Genomic DNA, 22,766 nt, shown 5'->3' on the forward strand with positions numbered 1-22,766 from the left:
GGAACATACGTTTGCCACAATCCGGTAAAGGCAAATGATTTCCTGTAACACAAAACAAGCCCACAGCTTATTACACCGCGGACTTGTTTCTTAACATCAGCTTTTAACAAAATGGCAGATCAGTTTGTTTTGCTGCGCACTTCAAAAATGGCAAATTTCAAGTAATGCCCTTCATCTACACCCAAAATTTGCGGGTGGTCCTTGCCGGCAGCTTTCCATTCAATCAGGCGCAGTACCTTGCCCGCATCTTCAGCTGCATCCGCAATCGTTTCCAGAAAAAGATCGGGACGCATATGATACGAACAGCTCGCTGTGACCAAATACCCACCTTCATTCACAAGCTTCATGCCATGCAGGTTAATATCCTTGTATCCACGGCAGGCGCCTTTGACTGCTGATTTGGTTTTGGCAAAGGCAGGTGGGTCAAGAATGACCACATCAAATGTTTTTCCGCCGCCAGCTGCAAGCGCTTTGGAGGTATCCACTTTCTGTTCGGCAGCCCGTGCACGTACAGAACGCTCTTCTACTCCCTTGACCTGTTCACGTAAATACTGGAAGGCGTCAGCGACAACAAATTCTACCCGATCCGTAAAACCATTCAATTCTACGTTGGTGCGGGCACTTTCAATCGCATGCTCGGAAATATCTAGGCATGTGACTTTTTTAGCACCATATTTGCAAGCGTTCAACGTGAAACTGCCCGTGTGTGAGAAACACTCCAGAACAGTAGCCCCATCCCAATAGGGGAAGGTTACCACTTTACCGCTTTTATTTACAGGCAGCAGCTGCTGGCTTCCCTCTTGTTCCACTTCCTGCAACGTAATTCCGCTTTTATAGCCCCAGCCCTTCATAAGAGGTTCAATTGCCGCCCGATTCTCACGCTGGTCGAAGAAATAGCCTGTTTTCTGGCCTTCCACGATATCCACTTTAATAAGCAAGCCATTCTCGGTTACCGTAACATGACGTGGGCACTCCCCGTACAGCGGTCCTTTGGTCTGCTCCAGTCCTTCCAGCTCACGAATCGGCACATCACTGCGCTCATAGATTCCCTCTGGCTGCATTACTTCGATCAGAGCCTGTACGATGGCTTCACGGCAGCGATCCATTCCCAAGGTAAGCAGCTGCACAACGAGAACACTTCCAAAACGGTCCACGATCAGACCAGGCAGAAAATCAGCCTCTCCGTATACGAGACGATACGCCTCTCCATCCTGGATAAAACGTTCGCGGTGACGCAGGCAGTCGCTGAAGCGAGCGGCAAAAAAGGCGGTGTCCATCTGCTCAAACTCCAGCGGTTGATATGAAACGACTCTCACTGTAATCTGTGAAGCCGGATTATAGTATCCTGTCGCCAGATAACGACCTTGATGATTCAATACGTTGACCAGATCTCCCGGTTCGGGGTTACCGTCAACCGAGGCAATTTCGTTGTTGTATATCCATGGATGTGCATGTTCAAGCCGCTTTTTGCGACTGCGTTCCAGTGTAACCGATGGCAAGGTAAATCCACTTCCTTTGTATTAGTTATTTGAAAAGATAGGTTTAGTGCAAAGGGAGACCGCTGCGGGGACGGATTGGTCTTCCGATCGCTGTTATCCCTGGATTTTTTTGATTCCCTTTTTACAAAGGGAAAATCCCGGGATAAACGCGAACGCTTCGCTTCTTCTGATCCAATTCCGGCCCCTCCGCTCCGCTCCGTTTACACGAATCACCGTATCTTTTTGAATGGTGAGGTGGGTAGGTTAAGACAGAATCCAATGCAAAATAAGGCTACCACTTCCGGGACAGATTGGTCCTCCGATCACTGTTATCCCCGGATTTTTTTTTATTCCCTTCTTACAAAGGGAAAATCCAGGGATAAACGCGAACGCTTCGCTTCTTCTGATCCAATTCCGTCCCATCCGCTCCGTTTGCACGAATCACCGTATCTTTTGCATGGTGAGGTGAGTGGGTTATGATACAACCCTAATTACAGAAATTGTGAAGAACATGATGCTGCTACTGGGACGGATTGGTCCTCTGAGGCTGTTATCCCTGGTTTTTTTTGATTCCCCTTTTTACAAAGGGAAAATCTAGGACAAACGCGAACGCTCGCTTCCTCTGATCCAATTCCGTTCGCACCAATTGTCTCCTGCTGTCATGGTTGTCCTCTCTTATTCATAAGATGAGATAACGACTAGGCACGGAAGGAATGATGGAACGAGATGTTCAGAGATGTTTTGCTGCCGCTCATATATGGGCTAATTATTTTTTTTGGTGGAATGAAACTGATGGAAACGGCCTTACAGCGAATGGCTGGGCCAATGCTGGCCGGGTGGCTTAACCGAGCTACCTCTGCGCCTTGGAAAGGCATGGCTTTCAGTGCAGGAGCCACCGCAATATTACAGAGCAGTACCGCCGTTACGGTGCTCACCATCGGTCTTGCGAATGCAAGATTAATTACCTACGGTCGCACACTAGGCATTATTCTGGGCACGAACATTGGTACATGCCTGACAACCGAGTTGATTGGGTTACAGATTGGACGTGCTGCCCTGCCCTTGCTAGTCATTTCTCTTACAGGTTGGGCTGTCTTTGTTGTTCTTAGTGAACGCAATCAAGCTGCCCCCGAACATACCCGAAGATTCCTTACTAACTCCCAATATAGCTTTCTTGCAGCTGCTGGTTTTGCTCTCGTGATGACCGGCATTCAAGTCATGCAATCCATCGCCGTACCCCTGCGCAGCATGGGCGTATTCCAGTGGTTTTTGGATCGCTCGGCTGACAGCCTGTGGTGGGGATTTCTGGCTGGTGCCTGCCTTACGGCTCTCATTCATAGCAGCGCAGCTGTCATCAGCATGGCGATTACGCTGGCAGCCACTGGAGTGCTGCCTGTGGAGATCGGTATTGCCATCGTGATCGGGTCCAATGTCGGGACTTGTGTCACAGCTGTCATTGCAGCCGCCGGAGGAGCTTCCGCAGGCAAATTCGTTGCAGCCTCCCATGTTGTATTGAACATTGCGGGAGCATTGCTTTTTATGCCGCTGATCGGGTTGCTGCATGCAGCTTCAGCCTGGCTGTCAGCGGACTACGGGGCACAGATTGCGCATGCTCAGACCCTTTTTAACATCATCAGCTCACTGCTTGCATTACCCCTATGCTATCTGCCCATCTGGCACAAAAAACCACCGGCTCACGCCCCATCAGCGAAGTCGCCCGCGGCTTGATGCTTGGCTCCTCTATTTGTTAAGGAACCAAGCATGCTGTATTCCGCCAGTATTACACGTTAATGCCCAGCTTGTTCAGTGCCACACGCAAAATGTTATCGTTGTTGTCGTAACCGTTCTGCTGCTGTCTTGACCAGGCTTCTTCTGGTGCGTACCAATCGACTCCCTTGATCTCTTCGATCTGCGGCTGCAGGTCTCCACTCTCTGCTTCAACCAGATAATAGTGAACTTCCTTGTCTACCGGACCAAACTCAGCATGCTGATATGTGTAGGCAATGATATCGACAGGCTCCACAATTCGGCCGACCATGCCTGTCTCTTCCAAAATCTCGCGCAAGGCGGTTTCCTCTACCGTTTCTCCAGCTTCCATCTTGCCTTTGGCAAGTGTTGTTTTACCATAACGATCCACAATAAGCTGAATCTGAAGACTGCCCTCTTCATCTTTACGATAGACTACACCGCCTGCGGATATTTCCTTTTTGTTCATTCTGATTTCCCCCGTTCACAGTTATGTCTTGCCTTTAGTTGAAAAACAAGGACCTCATCTCCCCGGGTACGCTCCCCAAGGAAATGAAATCCTTGTTTTACTGACGCCTCGATTACATCGCTGCGGACTTCAGATTATCTTCCAGTACACGAACCAGTGTACCCTGGCTTTCGTTTACACCTGCTTCGGTCACTTTGACGCGGCACACTTTACCGATCATGTCTGTAGAGCCGTCGAATACGAGCTGAATGTAGTTATCGCTATAACCATGCAATTTTCCGCTGCCTTCACGGCCTTTTGCTTCACCTTCCGGAATGACATCCAGAACCTCGCCTACAAACTTCTGCGCATAAGCAAGCTGCATTTGTTCAGACAGGTCGATCAGTTCATGCACACGAGCATTTTTGACTTCTTCGTCCACCTGATCTTCCATCCGTGCTGCCGGTGTTCCTGTACGTTTGGAGTACGGGAATACGTGCATCTCCGAGAAACCGATTTTTTTCATCAATTCATAGCCGTTACGGAACATTTCGTCAGTCTCACCCGGGAAACCAACGATAACATCCGTTGTAACAGCCACATCCGGCATTGCTTCGCGAATACGAAGCATTTTGTTATAAAATTCTTCGGTTGTGTACTTGCGGCGCATCCGTTTCAATACCGTGTCATCGCCTGCCTGCAGCGGAATATGGAAGTGGCGTACCAGCTTGTCCGAACGCTTAATGACATCCAGCATCCGATCATCGATCTGGCTCGCTTCAATGGAACTGATACGGATCCGCTCCAGACCTTCCACTTTATCCAGATCCCACAGCAGATCAGTCAGATCGTAGTTCTCCATATCGTCACCATATCCGCCTGTGTGAATGCCTGTCAGGACAATTTCCTTATAACCGGCATGTACAAGCTGGTGAGCTTGCTGAACAATGCTGTTTGCTTCCCGGCTGCGGGAGAGCCCGCGTGACCATGGAATGATGCAGAACGTGCAGAAGTTGTTGCAGCCGTCCTGAATTTTCAGGAATGCACGCGTACGGTCCGCGAAGTCCGGCACGTCCATTTCTTCAAATACACGAGTTTTCATAATGTTCCGCACGGCATTGACTGGCTGACGGGACTCCTGAATTTCGCGAACATAAGGTAAAATTTTATCCCGGTCCTGCGTTCCGATGACGAGATCCACTCCAGGAATGTCGAGAATCTCTGCTGGCGAAGTTTGAGCGTAACAGCCCGTAACTGCTACAATCGCATCCGGGTTCCGACGAATGGCACGACGGATGATTTGACGACTCTTTTTGTCCCCGGTATTCGTTACCGTACATGTATTAATCAGATATACATCTGCTGTCTGTTCATCGAAGTCCACTTGATCGTATCCTTCATTTTTGAACAATTGCCAGATCGCCTCTGTATCATAAAAGTTAACTTTGCAGCCCAAGGTGTAAAACGCCACGGATGGCATAATTACATTCCCCCCATTTCTCCGGATTCATATAAGACACAAGTCAGCGCTGCCATCCCTGCGGTCTCGGCACGCAATATTCGCTTGCCCAGCCCAACGGATACCGCGCCTGCCTGATCAGCTTCCAGCGTTTCTCTCTCGGAGAACCCGCCTTCAGGTCCAACCACAATCAACACATCTGCAGCCGCATCAGGTGCGAGCTGTTCAATAAACGGCTTCAGCGCATCGCGCAGCTGCTTGCCGTTCTCCTTTTCATAACAATAACATACCAAACTGTAGCCCTCAAAAGAAGACAGCAGCCCTTTCCAGGAAAGTGGCTGCTCGACGGATGGAATGCGATTCCGATGACTTTGTTCAGCGGCTTCCTTGGCAATTTTGCGCCACCGCTCCAACCGTTTGCCTTCTTTCTTGGCATCATATTGAACAATCGTCCGTTCCGAGAGGAAAGGTACAAAGGCTACCGCTCCGATTTCGGTACATCTCTGAATAACCGTCTCCATCTTGTCACCCTTCGGCAGGCTCTGGGCCACCGTTACGCGAATACGGGCTTCATGGTCCATTTTCAGAGATTCCACGATATTTGCCGTTACCTGGCCAGCTTCGATACTCTCAATCTCCACCAAAGCCTCACGACTCTGTCCATCACTGACAATCAGTTTATCTCCAGGCTTGCCACGCATCACTTTACCGATATGGCGCGCATCATCTCCCAGAATGACAACAGAATGCTCTGTAAGCTGTTCTGCAGATACAAAATAACGCTGCATGGGTTTATCCACCTATTCTTTCCTGTTATGACTGGCATTCACCCTGCCGTGCGGCAGGCGTGAATCCAATCGCCACAGATGATCATACAACTTTTATGTCCTTCTGACCAGCATTTCAGTCCAAAAAACCTTGAATCTAACCTTATCAAAAGAAACCCAAAATCAAATACGAGAAATCCACATACATGTTATATGCCAACTGGTATAAAGGTTGGATGGTTACTCTTTGCAACGGAGGAATGATCAGAATTAGTAGAAAGATGAAAATGGACCATTGCTCCACTCCTTGAAGCTTGCGACTGATGGACGGTGGCAATATATCTTCAAGAATTCGATATCCATCCAGAGGTGGCAGCGGGATCATGTTAAACAAAAACAGGAAAAAGTTCGTCAGGTTAAACATGTAAAAGAATGTGGAAATCGCCGTGAACAGCCGTTCATTCTCAATCCCGCCCATTACGCCAGAACCAACCAGCGAAGCGTATATAATCGTTCCGACAACAGCTAGCAGCAAATTACTGAGCGGTCCAGCGAACGATACAATGACACCCATTAATCTTGGTTTGTCAAAATTCGCACGGTTGACCGGAACAGGACGTGCCCAACCGAACCCGGCAATGACAAGCAGCAGTACACCAAACAAGTCAAAATGCACTACTGGATTAAGGGTGACCCGACCCAGCAGCTTGGCGGTCGGATCCCCAAATTTATTGGCAAAGTATGCATGGGCAAACTCATGTACAGTGAAAGCAATCAGAATCGTCAGCAGGAAAAACGGGAGCTGATCAATGGGATAACGAAAGAACGAATTTAGAAAGTCCATTCGTTACCTCTTTCTGGCAACGTAAGCCAGCCAGTCCTCATCACGGTGGACCGCACTAATTTCAAAACCGGAAGCAACGAGTGCATCATGCACAACCTGCTCTTTGTTTTTCCAGATCCCTGAAGCAATATAGACACCGCCTGGTTCCAGTGCATTGTATACATCATCAATAAACAGCATAATAATCTCAGCCAAAATATTGGCTACGATCACTTTCACAGGCAGCTGAACACCTAATGCAGGATCCTGGCTTCCAAGAACAGATAGGAGATCACTCTCTTTAACCGTAACTTGCTGCTCCAGGCCGTTCAGATGCACGTTTTCCTTCGCACTCGAAACGGCAACCGGATCAAGATCCAGTGCCAGAACATGCTTTGCGCCCAGTTGAATGGCACCAATCGCCAAAATACCAGAGCCCGTACCCACATCAATAACTTCCTCGCCGCCCTGTATTACCGTTTCCAGTGTCCGCAAGCATAGGGAGGTTGTCGGATGTGTACCAGTACCAAAAGCCATACCTGGATCCAGTTCGATGATCTTCTCTTCCGGACTTTCGGGTGTGTAGTCTTCCCATGTCGGTTTGATTGTCAAACGATCAGATACGCGGACCGGTTTGAAGTACTGTTTCCATGCGTTTGCCCAGTCATCTTCATCCACCGTACGAACCTCATACCGGATCTCACCCGCATTAATATCAAATTCGGAGAGCTGCTTAATTCTCGGGTTAACTTCTGCTTTAAGGGCTTCCATGTCCGTACCTTCCGAGAAATACCCTTTAATCACAGCCAAACCTTCCGGAATATCATTCAAAGGCAGCTCATACCACTGGCCATAAGACGTATCACGTTCTTTATTTAATGTGCCAGATTCTTCGATCGAGACCCCTCCAGCACCTGCTTCATGCAAAAAATTCGAGATCATTTCCACAGCTTCTTCTGTGGTATGTATTGTTAGTTCATGCCATAACATACTTGATTTTTCCTCCTCATTTTTCAAACATCCCAATCATTGTACTACACAAGGGAGCAGGAGCACAAAACCGTTCCTGAGATTTAAAGCAAAAAAACAGGACATCCGCAGCTAACTGCTCGGATATCCTGTTTCGATTGTGACCAAAAAAGGGAGAACCCTCAGCAAAAACGCCCACCATTCTGGGTAATCATCTCTGCTGCCTGAGGAAGATAGTCACTTGGTATTAAAACGGTCAGTAGGATCTCTTGCCCAGAAGCAGCGGATGCACGTTGTTCTGTCATATCCGTGACCTCGCCATTGGACAGCATCTCAGGTTCATCACTGATGAGTGCAAGCACATTCAGTTCGCCACTGAATCCCCCTGTTATAGCTGTAGGTGCTTCATTCCTATGCTCCTGCGGTTCTGTGTTTCTTGCAAGCGACTCGCTCGCAAGGCTCTCGATGCTCAACTGATTCGGATGCAGCAATGCCAGAGCCCTTCGTGCAGATTCGGCTTCAGACCAGCTGGTGAATACCGCCTCGATGGTTACAGCCGAGCGTTCTTCATTCATGAAGCTCCCGTCCCTGACGACGATCAGCCGCTTCACTGCGCCGGATTGCCTCTACGTCATCATGGTCCGCAACCTCAGCACTGAATTCCACATCTTCGTTTTTAGCGGATTGCATCCGTTTCATCTTTTCCGTTTTTGTTAAAATCTTGCCTGGGCGTTCGTGTTCAGCCATCGTTATAATCCTCCCTCAAAATAAGTAAGTTAGTCCGCTTATTTCTAGATCATTCCACCAGCTTGTTCAATAATGGATAACGCTCGGTGATGAACCGCTTCGTCAACCACAACGGTTAACAATACATCTCTGCCGGTAGGACCTTCTTGTCCACCATCACTCATGCCACTTGCAGAGGGATCTGCTGCGGCCATGATTCCCGCTGTTGCATTCGTACCAAGCGCACCAGGCACCCATGATGAGAGGCTGCCGGAAACGCCTGGAGTATAGGAAGCGCCACTGGGTCCAATACCTGCGTAACGGCTAAAACGATTAATGGACAGGTCTTCCACGCGCAAGGCTTCCAACTTTTTGGCTGCCCCCTCGGCCTGCTCCGGACTATGAAAATAGGCCAAAATGTTTTTTTCGGTCATTCAGTTCACCTGCTTCCCAAGATTGCGCATACAGTTATGCATGATCGTTCTCGCCTTGCTATCTTTCCGCAGTATTGCTCATATTATGCAGGAATCTCCCATGTGGGGCACCTATATGGGGTAGCTGATGTCATGTAAAGAAGCAGCAGCACTCAAGCTTGAATCTTATGTATATGAAAAAAGGACACCACGGCATTAATCGCTGTAGTGTCCTTTTACATATGTTATAGGTTGATGCTCAGTCTCCGCGGAAAGCCCGTTTCACCCGGTCAAAGAAGGATTGTTCATGTTCATGGGTTTGTTCTCCATCCAGCGCAGCGATTTGACGAAGCAGATCTTTCTGCTCATCATTCAGCTTGCTTGGTGTAACCACAACCACTTTTACATGTTGATCCCCTTGGCCCATGCCGCGCAGGCGTGGAACCCCTTTGCCTTTAAGACGGAAATACGTTCCGGTTTGTGTACCCGCTGGAATTTTCAACTTCACTTTTTCAGTCAACGTTGGAATCTCAATCTCGTCACCCAATGCTGCCTGAGCAAATGTAAGCGGAATTTCACAGTAGATATCATCGCCTTCACGCTCAAAGAAATCATGTGATTTCACACGAATGACGATATACAGGTCTCCTGCTGGTCCACCTCGCAGACCACCTTCACCTTCTCCAGTCATGCGCAGTTGAGCACCGTCATCCACACCCGCTGGGATGCGAACGTGAATTTTGCGCTGCTTGCGGACTTTACCGCTGCCGCTGCATGTTGTACATTTTTCTTCAATGATTTGACCTGAACCATTACAGTTCGAGCAAGCACGACGATTGACCATGCGGCCAAATGGTGTATTTTGCACGACTTCCTGTTGACCGCTACCTTGGCAGACCGAACAAGTCTTCTGCTTCGTACCCGGTTTGGCACCTGAACCATGACATGTATCACAGCTTTCGGTACGCGGAATGGTAATGTCGGTCTCTTTGCCGAACACCGCTTCCTTGAATTCGATGGTCATGGTGTACTGCAGATCATTTCCCCGCTGCGGAGCATTCGGATCACGTCGTCCGCCGCCACCGCCAAAGAACATATCGAAGATGTCGCCAAATCCGCCGCCGCCGAAATCACCGCCACCGCCGAATCCACCCTGATTCGGATCGATATGACCATACTGATCATACTGCGCCCGCTTCTGGCTGTCGCTGACTACATCATAAGCTTCTTTTACTTCCTTAAACTTGGCTTCCGCATCTGCTGCCTTGTTTACGTCAGGGTGATACTGACGGGCAAGCTTACGGTAGGCCTTTTTGATTTCCTCGTCGCTTGCATTTTTGCCAACGCCGAGTACCTCATAATAATCTCGTTTTTCAGCCACTCTTCCACCCCCATAACATTCACCTTATCGCACATCGTGACAAAAGGAAAGTCAAAGCACGGAAGACCCGGCTATGACTTTCCCCTCGATCCGAACGTCACCGATGATTAATCCACATAAAATCGTGAATTCATTTTATTTTTTATCTTCATCCACGACTTCGTAATCAGCGTCTACGACGTTGTCACGTTTAGCGGAACCTTGTTGCTCTTCAGCACCTTGAGCTGCTTGCTCTTGTGCCTGTGCTTGCTCATACAGTTTAACGGACAGCTGTTGAACGATCTCTGTCAGTTCTTCTGTAGCTGCTTTGATATCTTCCAGGTTGTCGGAAGCCAGCACGCCTTGCAGTTTTTCTTTTGCAGCATTGGCTTTCTCAACTTCGCCAGCATCTGCTTTTTCGCCAAGATCTTTGATCGTTTTGTCCACAGAGTAGATCAGTTGATCTGCGCTGTTTTTCGCTTCAACGAGTTCTTTGCGTTTTTTGTCTTCTTCAGCGTGCAACTCAGCATCTTTCATCATTTGTTCAACTTCAGCATCGCTCAGACCGCTGGAAGAAGTGATCGTGATTTTTTGCGTTTTGTTCGTACCTTTGTCTGTTGCAGATACGTTAACGATACCGTTGGCATCAATATCGAAGCTAACTTCGATTTGCGGAACACCACGTGGAGCTGGTGGAATATCTCCCAGCATGAAGCGTCCGAGCGTTTTGTTGCCAGCTGCCATTTCGCGTTCCCCTTGCAGGACATGGATCTCAACGCTTGGTTGGTTGTCTGCATATGTGGAGAACACTTGGGACTTGGATGTAGGGATCGTTGTGTTGCGCTCGATCATTTTGGTAAATACGCCACCTGCAGTTTCGATACCCAGGGACAGTGGAGTTACGTCGAGCAATACGACGTCTTTTACGTCACCTGTCAGTACGCCCGCTTGTACAGCTGCACCCAAAGCTACAACTTCATCCGGGTTAACGCCTTTGTGAGGCTCTTTACCAGTCAGTTTCTTGATCGCTTCCTGTACTGCAGGAATACGTGTGGAACCACCAACCAGAACGATTTTGTCGATATCATTAGCAGTCATGCCAGCATCGCTCAATGCACGGCGAGTTGGTTCAAGCGTACGCTCAACCAGACCAGCAGAGATTTCTTCGAATTTCGCACGGCTCAGGTTCAACTCCAAGTGCTGAGGAACGCCGTCAGCTACAGTGATGAACGGCAGGGAAATCGTTGTAGTCAATACGCCAGAAAGTTCTTTTTTCGCTTTTTCCGCTGCATCTTTCAAACGTTGAACCGCTGCTTTATCTTTGCTAAGGTCAATGCCTTGGTCTTTTTTGAATTCACTTACGAGATAATCGATGATGACTTGGTCAAAGTCATCGCCACCCAGTTGGTTGTCACCACTAGTCGCTTTAACTTCGAAGAAGCCGTCACCCAGTTCAAGGATGGATACGTCGAATGTACCGCCACCCAAGTCATATACGAGAATCGTTTGGTCTTCGGATTTCTCCATACCGTATGCCAAAGCTGCTGCAGTTGGCTCGTTGACGATACGCAGAACTTCCAAACCTGCGATTTTACCTGCATCTTTGGTTGCTTGACGTTGGCTGTCATTGAAGTAAGCCGGTACCGTGATAACCGCTTGTGTTACCGTTTGGCCAAGGTAAGCTTCAGCATCGGATTTCAATTTTTGCAGGATGATGGCAGAGATCTCTTGTGGAGAATAATCTTTGCTATCGATGGTTTCTTTGTGGGAAGTACCCATGTGACGTTTGATCGAGATGATCGTACGATCCGGATTCGTGATCGCTTGGCGTTTAGCTGTTTCACCAACAACGCGCTCTCCATCTTTTTTGAAACCCACTACGGATGGGGTTGTACGTGCGCCTTCCGGGTTAGGGATAACGACAGCCTCGCCGCCCTCCATTACCGCTACGCAAGAGTTGGTTGTTCCTAAGTCAATACCGATTACTTTGCTCATCGGAAAATTTCCTCCCTCAACTATTTGAAATGGATCAGGTTGATCCTTATTTGCAGTTCTTCCTTATCGTGCTCTATGTGTGTAAACCTTTATATTAAACCTCGTCACAGCTTACATACCCATGGAGCGAGGCCCATAATTCTGCAACCCAAATTATGAGCTGACTTTAACCATGGCAGGACGAAGTACTTTATCCTTCAGCATATAGCCTTTTTGGACTTCCTCCACAACGGTACCTTCTTCATACTCGTCGGACTCCACTTGCATAATTGCTTGGTGGAATTCAGGATTAAACGGCTGTCCAACCGTGTCCATTGCAGTCAGACCTTCATTGTTCAGCACCGTTTCCAGCTGGCGGAAGATCATTTGAATGCCTTTGGAGAAAGATTCGGACTCCGTACCTTCCGGTACAGTAGCCATGGCACGTTCGAAGTTATCAATAACCGGCACCAGTTCGGTGACCAACTTCATTGAAGCATACTTCGCCAGTTCCTCTTTTTCCTTTTGGGTACGGCGACGGAAGTTATCAAAATCAGCTTGAGCACGGACAAAGCGCTGCTGCGTTTCCTCAACCTCTGTCTTCAAACGTGCGAGCTCATCTTGCCCCTGATCTGCCATCTCCTCAGCTTGCGCTTCTGCAGCCCCTGCTTCGTTAACAGGCTCCTGGCTCTCGGCCGCTGTCGTTTCCTGCTGTTCCTGTTCTTCTGCTGCGAATGATTGCTCCTCTTTCAAGATGTTCACCTCCTTATACTAATGAATTCGTTCAATCCCGTATCCTTATGGCTTGCGGCATCGTTCCTATTTGAAGCGATGCGTTAGCATAGCCGTTAAATCACGAGATAATGTATTTAAAATATGAATGACACGTGCATAATCCATCCGTGTGGGTCCCAGTATCCCGATTGATCCCAGAGCTTCTCCATCCAATGAATAGGATGCTGTAATCAAACTGCAGTTAGCGAAGGCTTCATGATCATTCTCGGTGCCAATACGCACCTGAATACCTGATCCACCCGGTACAGGCATCATTAATTTCATGAGTGTTGGTGTCTCATCCAGCAGGTCAAGAATATCTTTTACCTTTTCGACATCTTTAAATTCCGGTTGGGTTAACATATTCGTTGCACCACTGAGGAAAAGACGGTTATCATGTTCGTTGTCAAAAGCACTGTTCAGCACCTGCATAACTTCCTCGTAGCGTGAAATATGCCGTTCCATCTCTTGCCCCAGCTCGGTATAGAGGCGGGACTTCAGCTTGTAGATTGGCACTCCAACCAGTTTGGCGTTAAGCAAGTTGACCACTTTCTCCATCTCGGCTACCGAGATCTCCGGAGGAATTTGAACAGTCTTGTTCTCCACTTGACCGGTGTTGGTCACAATAATAGCCACGGCCGTATTTTCATTTAGCGGAAGCAGTTGAAAATGGCGCAGCGACGTGTGAAACACTTCGGGTCCAAGCAGGATTGAAGTATAATTGGTCATGTGCGACAAGATGACTGATGCATGCTGAATCACTTGCTCCATGACGTTTAGTTTTTCGGCAAAGAATGATTTTAAATCATCCAGCTCTTGCGGCTCCACCTGATTCCATGGAACCAAGTGATCGACATAATATCGATAGCCTTTATGCGAAGGGATACGACCTGCCGAGGTATGCGGCTGTTCCAGAAAACCCATATCTTCGAGATCCGCCATTTCATTACGGATCGTAGCCGGACTGTATCCAACATCTCCCCTTTTGGAAATGCTTCGGGACCCTACGGGCTCAGCTGAACGGATATAGTCATCCACTATAGCGTTCAGAATCATACGTTGACGCTCTGTTAACATGGTGAGTATTCCCTCCTTCTGACTGTACTGTCCCATGTCGTTAGCACTCCGGTTAGATGAGTGCTAAGCGGTAATACAAAAATACCAAACTGACGTGAAGATTGTCAAGTCAGTTTGATGAGTGCAGCCATCTATTTATAGTATAGACTATTCCTGGTCAGTCATAACAGTGTCAGTCACTTATTACGATAAAAGAAAAGGACCCTGCTCAGACGAAATTTACTTTCTTCCGAAGCATGTGGTCCTTCATTATTTATGCAGATACATTCAATTCCTTCAGCACCGCTATTTCATCACAGCAGTCCTGCTTGCTGCAATGAACACAGTCTGTCCACACTTTTTCCGGGAAGATTTCCTTGTTCACCACGGCAAAGCCATTTTTGAGGAAAAAGGAAACTTCGTATGTCAGCGCCATGACCTTGGGAATTTGCTGCTTCTCCGCTTCCTCCACCAAACGGTCCAGCAGCAAGGAACCAATACCCATGCCTTTGTGTCCTTCGGAGATGCCTAGCGATCTGACTTCCACCAGATCATTACCGAGACGGCACAGCGAGCCGCAGCCCACCACCTCACCGTTCACTTCGGCTACAACAAAGTGTTCCAGCTGCCGATGCAGTACTTCCCTTGATCGCGGAAGCATGATCCCACGTTCAGCATATCCCTTAATCATTTCAAACAATGGTTCAACATCTTCCGGCACGGCTTTTCTGCATATCGCCGACATCCCGCTCTCCTCCTATACAAGCTTTCCAGAGGAAAGCTGACTTCGTAATTGTTATCCATAACACGTTCTGTAAAATGAATATGAATAAATATACAACACAGTGTATGGAATTTCAAGCTACGAATTCAGCGATATCGACCCGATAAACTCGGCAAAAACGTCATTTCCGAACAGAATCCCCTGTTCACTGAGCCGGAAGCCGTCTGACGTCCGTTCAAGCAGTCCTGCATTCAGCATTTTGCCAAGCGGCTTAGCAAACACGTCTTCCATGGATTCTCCAAACTGTTCATTGAACCGCGAAGCAGATGCACCCTCCAGCATGCGAAGTCCAACCATCAGATAATCTTCCATGGCTTCCGCACGGCTGATCTCAAAATGATCCAGGCGAGGCAGTCCTGCACGGGAAGCTTCGACATAAGGATTTATACCTTTAATATTCATATGACGCTCACGGCCCACGTATCCATGTGCACCGGCTCCAAGACCATAATAGTCCTCATTACGCCAGTACGTAATGTTGTGCCGACTCTCGAATCCAGGTTTGGCAAAGTTACTAATCTCGTATTGGCCATATCCCGCTTCTTTCATTCGCTTCATTAATAGAAGATACATCTGCAGCTCATCATCCTCATGAGGGAGCGGCAGTTGATTTTTTTGATACAACGTATGGAACAGCGTGTTCTCTTCCACTTTCAAACTGTATATGGAATAGTGAGGCAAACCGAGCTCAAGCGCCTTATCAATACTCTCATTCAGCATTTCCACGGTTTGATTTGGCAAGCCAAACATCAGGTCGATGGATAAGTTAGTCAATCCTGCCTTGCGGGCATTCTCCAGACTGCGGTATACGTCGTCCGTATTATGAATCCGTCCAATGCCTGTCAGCAGATCATTTTGAAAAGCCTGTACGCCGAAGCTGACGCGGTTCACTCCGCCTTCTTTCATCACAGCTAGCTTCTCGGCATCTGTTGTCCCCGGATTGGCTTCCATTGAAAATTCAATATCGTCAGCCCAATTCGGGAAATATGTTTTAACCGACCGCAGGAACACGGCCATTTCGTCCGGCTTCAGAGCCGTTGGTGTGCCACCGCCAACAAAAATGGTTTTGATCTCTCCTGGCGGATTGGCTTTGACGGTATGTTCCATCTCCCGCTCCAATGCCTCAAGGTACTGCATAACTGGCTGGTCCTTCAGTACATAAGAGTTAAAATCACAGTAGAAGCATTTATTTGTACAAAAGGGAATGTGAAGGTACACCGCTTGGGGTGCACCTGTTTTCCGGCTGTGTGCTGCCAATGTCATGGCAAGTCCCCCTCTATTTGAAAAAAGGAAAGCCATCCGGCTTCCCTTTCAGCTTGGTTTATTTAGTATTCTGCAATTTAATTTGAATACACACACTCTGTGATGTACCTCAAATTAAATTGTTTAACGCATTCTCTGATACGCAACGTATTGTTGTACCCAGAGATTGCGTTTGTTTAATTTAATTTGAATACACACATTCTGTGATGTACCTCAAATTAAATTGTTTAGTCATCAATTTTCAGCACCGCCATGAACGCTTCCTGCGGTACCTCAACGTTACCGACCTGCTTCATCCGCTTCTTACCTTCCTTCTGCTTCTCCAGCAGTTTCCGTTTCCGCGAGATGTCACCACCGTAACACTTGGCGAGTACGTTTTTACGCATGGCTTTTACAGTTTCACGTGCAACGACCTTGGTACCTACGGATGCCTGAATCGGCACCTCGAACATTTGCCGTGGAATCAGCTCACGCAGCTTCTCACAGATAATGCGGCCGCGGTTGTATGCACGATCACGGTGAACGATGAAGGAAAGGGCATCGACCTGTTCACCATTAAGCAGGATATCCATCTTCACCAGATTGGACTGACGATAACCGGACAGTTCGTAATCAAAGGATGCATATCCTTTTGTACTTGATTTCAACTGATCGAAGAAATCATATACAATTTCGGACAACGGAATCTCATACGTAATGGTAACCCGAGTTGTATCGAGATATTCCATATTCACGTATTCGCCGCGTTTGTTTTGACAAAGTTCCATAATGGTACCTACATAATCATTCGGCACGATAATGGAAGCTTTTACGTACGGTTCCTCAACATAATCAATTCTTCCCACCTCAGGATAGTTGGATGGGTTGTCAATATGCAGAACTTCACCATTCGTCAATGTGACGTGATAGATTACGCTTGGTGCCGTCGTAATCAGCGGAATGTTGAACTCACGCTCAATCCGCTCCTGAATAACATCCATATGAAGCAATCCCAGGAATCCGCAGCGGAATCCAAATCCAAGCGCACTTGAAGTCTCCGGTTCGAAGCTGAGGGACGCATCGTTCAGCTGCAATTTTTCCAGCGCTTCGCGCAGATCCACATAATCGGAAGTCTCAATTGGGTAGAGACCGCAATAAACCATGGGATTGATTTTACGGTAACCCGGCAAAGGTTCCGGTGTTGGATTTTTCGCATCGGTTACGGTATCCCCGACTTGGGTGTCACCTACATGACGGATACCTGCAACGACGAAACCAACATCGCCGACGTTCAGCTCGTCCACAATGGTCATGCGTGGTTTGAACGCACCCACTTCAATAACCTCGAACGATTTTCCTGTTGCCATCATTTTGATTTTGGAACCCGACTTAATTTTACCGTCAATGACACGAATATATACAATTACGCCTTTGTACGGATCATAGTGCGAGTCGAAAATCAGCGCTTTCAGCGGTTGGTCAGGATCACCCTGCGGTGCAGGCACGCTCTGTACCACCTGCTCCAGGATTTCTTTGATCCCGATGCCTGCTTTGGCCGAGGCCAATACTGCGTTGCTTGTGTCCAAGCCAATGACATCTTCCACTTCCTGCTTCACCCGATCCGGATCTGCACTTGGAAGGTCGATTTTGTTGATGACTGGCAAGATCTCAAGATCATTGTCCAATGCCAGGTACACGTTTGCCAGTGTCTGCGCTTCAATTCCCTGAGCCGCATCCACAACGAGAAGAGCGCCTTCACATGCAGCAAGGCTGCGAGATACTTCATATGTGAAGTCTACGTGTCCAGGCGTATCAATCAGATTGAGCAAATATTCTTCACCATCATCGGCTTTGTAGTTCAGGGCAACTGCCTGCAGCTTGATCGTAATACCACGTTCGCGTTCAAGCTCCATTTGGTCCAGTACCTGCTCCTGCATTTCCCGAGTGGTGAGCGCACCTGTGTACTCCAAGATCCGGTCCGCAAGCGTTGATTTGCCGTGATCTATATGTGCAATAATTGAAAAGTTACGAATTTTACGTTGTCTTGCCCGAATGTCAGTCATTCCTTACCCCCAGAAACAGCCTAGTGTCAATCACTTCATTATAACAGTTGATGCAGGGTGCATCAATCCCGCGTTGTCTCAACTTTATAATAATCAACCCGTTTTGTGAATCTCCAGGGGTTTATTTTACCTATACCGAGCAGCTTTTTATTCAGCAACCCCGCTAAACAAGGAAACGACCCACTTAATACCATTATGAGACAGATTTTGGAGCAGTCCGGCCGTTTTATCTGCAAGCACATCCACAGGGGCTTTGTTCTGTTCTGCCCCAAGCACCTGACTCGGCGTTTGTACAGGAACAATCGGAGTCTCTATTTTTTCCTGTTGCACGGGAACAGCAGTTTCCGATTCGGCAGCGGGTTCTGGTTCTGTTTGGACTACGGCTGGCACCTCTGGAATGTTACCCACCTGAAAATGACTTCCTGCCAGCTGCATCCCCAGCAGAACCCCTAATAACATGAGCACAATGACCGTTAGCATTTTTTTGCCGAATTTGGACACTTGCTTCCCCTCCAATCAGGTTACATTTTGAAATAATCAACTACCCTGTGACTTGGTCCCCGTACTGGCTTTATCCACATTCTGATCTTCCCAATATACTTCGGCAATCATGTCTGCAAGGACTTGTGAAGTCCGCTTGAGCTCAGCCCCTGTATTGTCGATCCCACCAATTTCAATCAGAATGCTGTTGGGCGAGAGGGTTTGATTGTACTCCCCATTATTGGCTCCGCCGCCATCCTTGCCCCAGACTCCTCTGGAGACACCAGGATACTTTGCTTCAAGTTTCTTGTGTATTTTTGCAGCGAAAGCTTCATTTTGTTGCCAGTTCGGATTCTCATGCCCGATGATGAAATATACTTTGGCGTATCCCTTGCCATCAATGGTTGTGGTTGTTTTGTTGTGACGCTGGGAATCCCGGTGTATATCAATGAGATAGGTTAAATCATCATTTTCGGCAAGGGCAGCCTTTACCGTCTGACGTGAATATTTATAGGAATAGTTCCAGTTGTAATCCTTCACTTTGGTCGGGTAATCGTCCGTTGCATGCTCCACTCCAACGCCAAGCTTTTGCAAACTGTCAGAAAGGTACGATCCTACTTGAAAAACGTTACCTGTTGCTTTTCCGGATGAAGGGTTATCACTCTTGGTGCCGAGCAGCGGATTGTATCCTTCTCGCGGATGGGAATGATAGATCAGCACGGCTTTTTTACCCGTTGTAGCTCCACCTTCCTGACCACCGCTTTTCGGCGGCGGATCTTCTTTTACTTCTCCGCCCTCTGGCTCGTCCGTTCCGGAATTGTCCGTGTCATCCTGACCTGGTGGAATATGCAGTTCGCCACCTGTTTTGCCTCCTCCAGCAGATGCCGTATCCGTCAGCCCTGGTCCTGGTTGATAGTCTTCAGGTGCTTCGGCCTTCTCGTTTCCTGAACCTGGCCGGAGCAATACCGGTTGATTGCTGCCCATGCCTGGCATCTCTCTTGCAATCAGGCTTTTGGGGTCCTGCGGATTAACATTCGTAAGAAGTTGAAATACAAATGTAGTCAAGTTTTCGCCGGAGAATGCGGAAGTTTGCTCCTTCTGGGTCAGGTGGGGCATCTCCATACCGAGCATATCCACAAAAAAGCGGCTGGATACAGCACTCGCGAAACCTTTCATGGAAGAAACCGGCGAGTTGTTTAACCTTTTCTCTGCCATGCCCCCCAGACCGAGTACAACAAAAAACAGAGCGGATATAATCATAAGCAGCAACAACGTACGGCCCATAGCCAGCACGTGCAGACATCTTTTTTTCCACTTTCCGATATTCCAGGCCAATATTTTGTTCATTCTTCTGTCTCCTTCCCTGCTGGACAACTCTTATACTTCAACTCTATGAGCCTGCAAGATTTGATAGAACAGAAAATAGAAGAAAGACAAAAAAAGAAAGTCCGATAGATTCGGACTTCCTGCCTGTGATGGTTTATTGTTTAATGAGTATAGGCTGCAACGTTATCCGGATTCACCGCATCATGCAGGGCAGCATTCAGGCCTGTCGCAATAACGTTGGCAATTCCCTCGATGAATTCATCAATTTCCTTTGGAGTAACAATCAAATCGTGTCCGAGTGGCTCCAACACCTCTTTTACCAAACTCAAACGATCCTGCTCACCGATATCGTCCAGCATGCCCATAATCTGCTTCGTTTGATCTGTCTCTTGACGGAAGTGTGCACTCATCATTTCGATTACATTATTTACTATAGTAGAAGCATAGCACACGGTTGGTACACCAATGGCAATACATGGCACACCCATAATCTCTTTGGTAAGCCCGCGCCGTTTGTTGCCGATACCTGAACCCGGATGAATCCCGATATCAGCCACTTGAATGGTGGTGTTGACGCGTTCAAGTGAACGAGAGGCCAGTGCATCAATGGCAATAATGGCATCCGGTTTGGTCCGATCCACAATCCCCTGTACAATGTCGCTTGACTCAATTCCTGTAGTACCAAGCACACCAGGGGCAATGGCACTAACTTCACGATATCCTGGAGCCACCTGATCCGGTACCAATTCAAAGTATTGACGGGTTACCATCAAGTTCTCGACCACCAGTGGACCAAGCGAATCAGGAGTTACGTGCAAATTACCGAGACCTACAATAAGCACTTTGGACGTTTTGTTAACCCCAGCCTTGGTCAGAAAATCCTCCATCTCCCGCGTGAACTCCGCTGCAACGCGTTCCTGAAGTTCGGTGTCCCCGTTACGTAGTGACGGAACTTCCAGTGTGACGTAATGACCTTTGACACGTCCGATGGTCTTTGCGGCAGCATCGTTCAGCACATCTATTCGTGTGATGGTAATGCCGTCTTTTTCTTCTACGTCTTCCCGCAGCCCGGGAATCGTTTGTTTCTTTGAACCCTGAGCCATCTCCTTTGAGTCGATTGCCAAGTCAGTGCGAACGGTATAGTTCTGTAAATCAAGCGTCATCTGTTCCTGCCTCCCTTACCGCATTTGAGCATATTGTGTGGGGAAAAGGGGATCTTTATGCAATGCCGAGAACACTATAGGAATATTTGTTGCATTTTACATGCTAGCGTGCTAGAATATTTTAAGTTGTGAAACGTTTGTATTCATGCGAATGCCTTACAGGAGGTGAATGTAATGCCAAACATCAAATCCGCTGTTAAACGCGTAAAAACGAGCGACAAGCGCCGCGCACTCAACGCTTCCCAGAAATCCGCACTCCGTACAGCTGTTAAAGCTGCTGATGCTGCTCTGGTAAGCAACGAAGTTGATACTGCAAAAGCTGCGATTCAAGCTGCTTCCAAAAAGCTGGACAAGGCTGTAACTAAAGGTCTGGTTCATAAAAATGCTGCAGCACGCAAAAAGTCTCGCTTGGCGAAAAAACTGAACGCTCTTTCCGCACAAGCGTAAGAAGCGTTACTTATACGATCCAATGGAAAAATCCTGAACAGCACCGTGCTTTCAGGATTTTTTAGTATCTGGTCTAATAAGTATCCGAATAAAGAACCCGTATCCGGTGATCAATCTGACGATCGGATACGGGTTCTTTTATTATGAATCAATTCAATCATACGATGCAGTCATTAAGCCCCAAGTCTAAGCAAGAACAACTCCAAACCAAGCACCTTATCAACTGCACCTGTCTTCATCTGGTAATCCAGCTCGCTCAGATGACTCAGAATGTTTCTGAGCCGTTCCGGCTGAAACTTTCGAGCCTGCTCTCCGGCAATTTTAACAGCGTACGGATGCAAGCCAAGCTGGCTGGCAATTTGCTGCTGCGAATAACTTTGCTGCCCAAGCTCTTTCACTTGTATCATGATTCGGAACTGACGGGCGATCAAGGCTGCAATTTTAATGGGCTCTTCACGCTGTTTCAGCAATTCATAGAACAGTCCCAGCGCTTTCTCCAGACGCAAGTTGGCGAGTTCCTCCACCAAGGCAAATACATTCTGCTCCGTACTGCGCGCTACCAATGACTCAATGTCGGCACGGCGGATGGTTCCTCCGTTACCCGCGTACAGACACAGCTTGTCTACTTCAGCAGACAGCGTCTGCAAACCTGTCCCTGCATAACTCACAAGTGTATCGGCAGCCCCTGCTTCAAAAGATACATCCCGCTGCTTCGCAAGCTTCACGATCCAATTCAGTAGTTCTTCTCCGCTCAGTGGAGCGAAAGCCAGAACAACTGCCTGTTTCTTGACTGCCTTCACCAGCTTCTTACGCTCATCCAGCTTGTCTCCCTGTGCGAGGAAAACAATGGTACTATAATCAGCCGGATTATCCATATAGGTAAGCAGACGATCCACTTGGTGATCAATTTTGGACTCTTTACCTGCTGTAAACAAGCTTGCATCCCTTACAATAATTAATTTCCGAGGTACCAAAAAGGGAACCGTCTCCGCTTCCTCAATAACCACCTCTACAGGTGTTTCGGACAGATCATACGGAATAATCGCAAAATCCCGATGCTCTTCCTCGATAACCTGTTCTTTTAACATCTCCGTAAATTGCTGTATCTGGTATTTCTCCGTTCCGTACAGCACATATATCGGAGCCGTCTCCCCATTGCGTATCGCCTTTGTTGCACTTTTCACATCCATCACGGTGCCCCCTATCTCTACTATCCTACCAGAAAACTGGACAGACAACAAAGGGGCCTTCATCCTTAATAACGAATG

At 47.8% G+C, this 22,766-nt stretch carries 22 protein-coding genes; 2 read left to right on the forward strand and 20 right to left on the reverse strand.

The window, feature by feature from the left end; all coding sequences use genetic code 11:
- Positions 1-119: 119 nt before the first annotated feature.
- Complete coding sequence (locus GUA98_RS17125; protein ID WP_193723865.1) at positions 120-1,499, reverse strand: class I SAM-dependent rRNA methyltransferase; 1,380 nt, start codon at positions 1,497-1,499, stop codon at positions 120-122.
- 705 nt (positions 1,500-2,204) lie between these two features.
- Here GUA98_RS17125 and GUA98_RS17130 point away from each other — a divergent pair.
- The gene (locus GUA98_RS17130; protein ID WP_193723866.1) at positions 2,205-3,206 is read left to right on the forward strand and encodes a Na/Pi cotransporter family protein; all 1,002 of its coding nucleotides are present in this window, start codon (positions 2,205-2,207) and stop codon (positions 3,204-3,206) included.
- Positions 3,207-3,258: 52 nt separating this feature from the next.
- Here GUA98_RS17130 and GUA98_RS17135 read toward each other — a convergent pair whose 3' ends face one another.
- The 18 genes from GUA98_RS17135 to gpr all read right to left on the reverse strand — a co-directional run bounded on the left by GUA98_RS17135 (position 3,259) and on the right by gpr (position 21,051).
- Positions 3,259-3,693 (reverse strand): NUDIX hydrolase, encoded by a 435-nt coding sequence (locus GUA98_RS17135; RefSeq protein WP_193723867.1) that lies wholly within the window; start codon positions 3,691-3,693, stop codon positions 3,259-3,261.
- A 112-nt stretch (positions 3,694-3,805) separates the two neighbouring features.
- A complete protein-coding gene (mtaB, locus tag GUA98_RS17140; RefSeq protein WP_193723868.1) occupies positions 3,806-5,152 on the reverse strand; it encodes a tRNA (N(6)-L-threonylcarbamoyladenosine(37)-C(2))-methylthiotransferase MtaB in 1,347 nt (448 codons plus the stop codon).
- Between the two features lie 2 nt (positions 5,153-5,154).
- Complete coding sequence (locus GUA98_RS17145; RefSeq protein WP_095359510.1) at positions 5,155-5,919, reverse strand: RsmE family RNA methyltransferase; 765 nt, start codon at positions 5,917-5,919, stop codon at positions 5,155-5,157.
- 145 nt (positions 5,920-6,064) lie between these two features.
- On the reverse strand, positions 6,065-6,742 hold the full coding sequence (locus GUA98_RS17150; RefSeq protein WP_127537741.1) for a site-2 protease family protein: 678 nt from the start codon (positions 6,740-6,742) through the stop codon (positions 6,065-6,067).
- A gap of 3 nt (positions 6,743-6,745) precedes the next feature.
- Positions 6,746-7,711 (reverse strand): 50S ribosomal protein L11 methyltransferase, encoded by a 966-nt coding sequence (prmA, locus tag GUA98_RS17155; RefSeq protein WP_193723869.1) that lies wholly within the window; start codon positions 7,709-7,711, stop codon positions 6,746-6,748.
- A gap of 161 nt (positions 7,712-7,872) precedes the next feature.
- Positions 7,873-8,265, reverse strand: a complete 393-nt coding sequence (locus GUA98_RS17160) for a hypothetical protein (RefSeq protein ID WP_193723870.1) — start codon at positions 8,263-8,265, stop codon at positions 7,873-7,875.
- The gene (locus tag GUA98_RS17165; protein ID WP_110821281.1) at positions 8,258-8,437 is read right to left on the reverse strand and encodes a YfhD family protein; all 180 of its coding nucleotides are present in this window, start codon (positions 8,435-8,437) and stop codon (positions 8,258-8,260) included. Before GUA98_RS17165 ends, GUA98_RS17160 begins: the two co-directional genes overlap by 8 nt.
- 44 nt (positions 8,438-8,481) lie before the next feature.
- Entirely contained in the window at positions 8,482-8,850 is a 369-nt protein-coding gene (locus GUA98_RS17170) for a hypothetical protein (protein WP_193723871.1), read from the reverse strand.
- Positions 8,851-9,088: 238 nt separating this feature from the next.
- Complete coding sequence (gene dnaJ / locus GUA98_RS17175; protein WP_193723872.1) at positions 9,089-10,210, reverse strand: molecular chaperone DnaJ; 1,122 nt, start codon at positions 10,208-10,210, stop codon at positions 9,089-9,091.
- 135 nt (positions 10,211-10,345) lie between these two features.
- Positions 10,346-12,184: a molecular chaperone DnaK gene (gene dnaK, locus GUA98_RS17180; RefSeq protein ID WP_095289845.1), complete on the reverse strand. Its 1,839-nt coding sequence runs from the start codon at positions 12,182-12,184 to the stop codon at positions 10,346-10,348.
- 153 nt (positions 12,185-12,337) lie between these two features.
- Complete coding sequence (gene grpE / locus GUA98_RS17185) at positions 12,338-12,916, reverse strand: nucleotide exchange factor GrpE (RefSeq protein ID WP_095289843.1); 579 nt, start codon at positions 12,914-12,916, stop codon at positions 12,338-12,340.
- A 66-nt stretch (positions 12,917-12,982) separates the two neighbouring features.
- Positions 12,983-14,014 carry a heat-inducible transcriptional repressor HrcA gene (gene hrcA, locus GUA98_RS17190; protein ID WP_095289841.1) on the reverse strand — a complete coding sequence of 344 codons (1,032 nt, stop codon included), beginning with the start codon at positions 14,012-14,014 and terminating at the stop codon, positions 12,983-12,985.
- Positions 14,015-14,267: 253 nt separating this feature from the next.
- Complete coding sequence (locus tag GUA98_RS17195; protein WP_095289839.1) at positions 14,268-14,738, reverse strand: N-acetyltransferase; 471 nt, start codon at positions 14,736-14,738, stop codon at positions 14,268-14,270.
- Positions 14,739-14,855: 117 nt separating this feature from the next.
- Positions 14,856-16,040, reverse strand: a complete 1,185-nt coding sequence (gene hemW, locus GUA98_RS17200; RefSeq protein WP_193723873.1) for a radical SAM family heme chaperone HemW — start codon at positions 16,038-16,040, stop codon at positions 14,856-14,858.
- 227 nt (positions 16,041-16,267) lie between these two features.
- Positions 16,268-18,082: a translation elongation factor 4 gene (gene lepA, locus GUA98_RS17205; RefSeq protein WP_095289836.1), complete on the reverse strand. Its 1,815-nt coding sequence runs from the start codon at positions 18,080-18,082 to the stop codon at positions 16,268-16,270.
- Positions 18,083-18,229: 147 nt separating this feature from the next.
- The gene (locus GUA98_RS17210; RefSeq protein WP_193723874.1) at positions 18,230-18,583 is read right to left on the reverse strand and encodes a hypothetical protein; all 354 of its coding nucleotides are present in this window, start codon (positions 18,581-18,583) and stop codon (positions 18,230-18,232) included.
- A 36-nt stretch (positions 18,584-18,619) separates the two neighbouring features.
- Complete coding sequence (locus GUA98_RS17215) at positions 18,620-19,909, reverse strand: stage II sporulation protein P (protein ID WP_193723875.1); 1,290 nt, start codon at positions 19,907-19,909, stop codon at positions 18,620-18,622.
- 140 nt (positions 19,910-20,049) lie between these two features.
- The gene (gene gpr / locus GUA98_RS17220) at positions 20,050-21,051 is read right to left on the reverse strand and encodes a GPR endopeptidase (protein ID WP_095289832.1); all 1,002 of its coding nucleotides are present in this window, start codon (positions 21,049-21,051) and stop codon (positions 20,050-20,052) included.
- A gap of 174 nt (positions 21,052-21,225) precedes the next feature.
- Between gpr and rpsT the strand changes: the two genes are divergently transcribed.
- Positions 21,226-21,498, forward strand: coding sequence for a 30S ribosomal protein S20 (gene rpsT, locus GUA98_RS17225; RefSeq protein WP_024628504.1), 273 nt, complete (start codon positions 21,226-21,228; stop codon positions 21,496-21,498).
- Positions 21,499-21,671: 173 nt separating this feature from the next.
- Here rpsT and holA read toward each other — a convergent pair whose 3' ends face one another.
- Entirely contained in the window at positions 21,672-22,688 is a 1,017-nt protein-coding gene (gene holA / locus GUA98_RS17230; RefSeq protein WP_193723876.1) for a DNA polymerase III subunit delta, read from the reverse strand.
- Between the last annotated feature and the right edge of the window lie 78 nt (positions 22,689-22,766).

This window comes from Paenibacillus sp. P13VS (genome assembly GCF_015143645.1).
Lineage (GTDB): Bacteria > Bacillota > Bacilli > Paenibacillales > Paenibacillaceae > Paenibacillus > Paenibacillus xylanilyticus_A.

What these genes read in the sequence shown, in the direction of transcription:
- GUA98_RS17130 (WP_193723866.1), top strand. Translation starts at nt 2,205, where the DNA reads ATGTTCAGAGATGTTTTGCTGCCGCTCATATATGGGCTAATTATTTTT.
- GUA98_RS17135 (WP_193723867.1), bottom strand. Translation starts at nt 3,693, where the DNA reads ATGAACAAAAAGGAAATATCCGCAGGCGGTGTAGTCTATCGTAAAGAT.
- mtaB (WP_193723868.1), bottom strand. Translation starts at nt 5,152, where the DNA reads ATGCCATCCGTGGCGTTTTACACCTTGGGCTGCAAAGTTAACTTTTAT.
- GUA98_RS17145 (WP_095359510.1), bottom strand. Translation starts at nt 5,919, where the DNA reads ATGCAGCGTTATTTTGTATCTGCAGAACAGCTTACAGAGCATTCTGTT.
- GUA98_RS17150 (WP_127537741.1), bottom strand. Translation starts at nt 6,742, where the DNA reads ATGGACTTTCTAAATTCGTTCTTTCGTTATCCCATTGATCAGCTCCCG.
- prmA (WP_193723869.1), bottom strand. Translation starts at nt 7,711, where the DNA reads ATGTTATGGCATGAACTAACAATACATACCACAGAAGAAGCTGTGGAA.
- GUA98_RS17160 (WP_193723870.1), bottom strand. Translation starts at nt 8,265, where the DNA reads ATGAATGAAGAACGCTCGGCTGTAACCATCGAGGCGGTATTCACCAGC.
- GUA98_RS17165 (WP_110821281.1), bottom strand. Translation starts at nt 8,437, where the DNA reads ATGGCTGAACACGAACGCCCAGGCAAGATTTTAACAAAAACGGAAAAG.
- GUA98_RS17170 (WP_193723871.1), bottom strand. Translation starts at nt 8,850, where the DNA reads ATGACCGAAAAAAACATTTTGGCCTATTTTCATAGTCCGGAGCAGGCC.
- dnaK (WP_095289845.1), bottom strand. Translation starts at nt 12,184, where the DNA reads ATGAGCAAAGTAATCGGTATTGACTTAGGAACAACCAACTCTTGCGTA.
- hrcA (WP_095289841.1), bottom strand. Translation starts at nt 14,014, where the DNA reads ATGTTAACAGAGCGTCAACGTATGATTCTGAACGCTATAGTGGATGAC.
- GUA98_RS17195 (WP_095289839.1), bottom strand. Translation starts at nt 14,738, where the DNA reads ATGTCGGCGATATGCAGAAAAGCCGTGCCGGAAGATGTTGAACCATTG.
- hemW (WP_193723873.1), bottom strand. Translation starts at nt 16,040, where the DNA reads ATGACATTGGCAGCACACAGCCGGAAAACAGGTGCACCCCAAGCGGTG.
- lepA (WP_095289836.1), bottom strand. Translation starts at nt 18,082, where the DNA reads ATGACTGACATTCGGGCAAGACAACGTAAAATTCGTAACTTTTCAATT.
- GUA98_RS17215 (WP_193723875.1), bottom strand. Translation starts at nt 19,909, where the DNA reads ATGAACAAAATATTGGCCTGGAATATCGGAAAGTGGAAAAAAAGATGT.
- gpr (WP_095289832.1), bottom strand. Translation starts at nt 21,051, where the DNA reads ATGACGCTTGATTTACAGAACTATACCGTTCGCACTGACTTGGCAATC.
- rpsT (WP_024628504.1), top strand. Translation starts at nt 21,226, where the DNA reads ATGCCAAACATCAAATCCGCTGTTAAACGCGTAAAAACGAGCGACAAG.
- holA (WP_193723876.1), bottom strand. Translation starts at nt 22,688, where the DNA reads ATGGATGTGAAAAGTGCAACAAAGGCGATACGCAATGGGGAGACGGCT.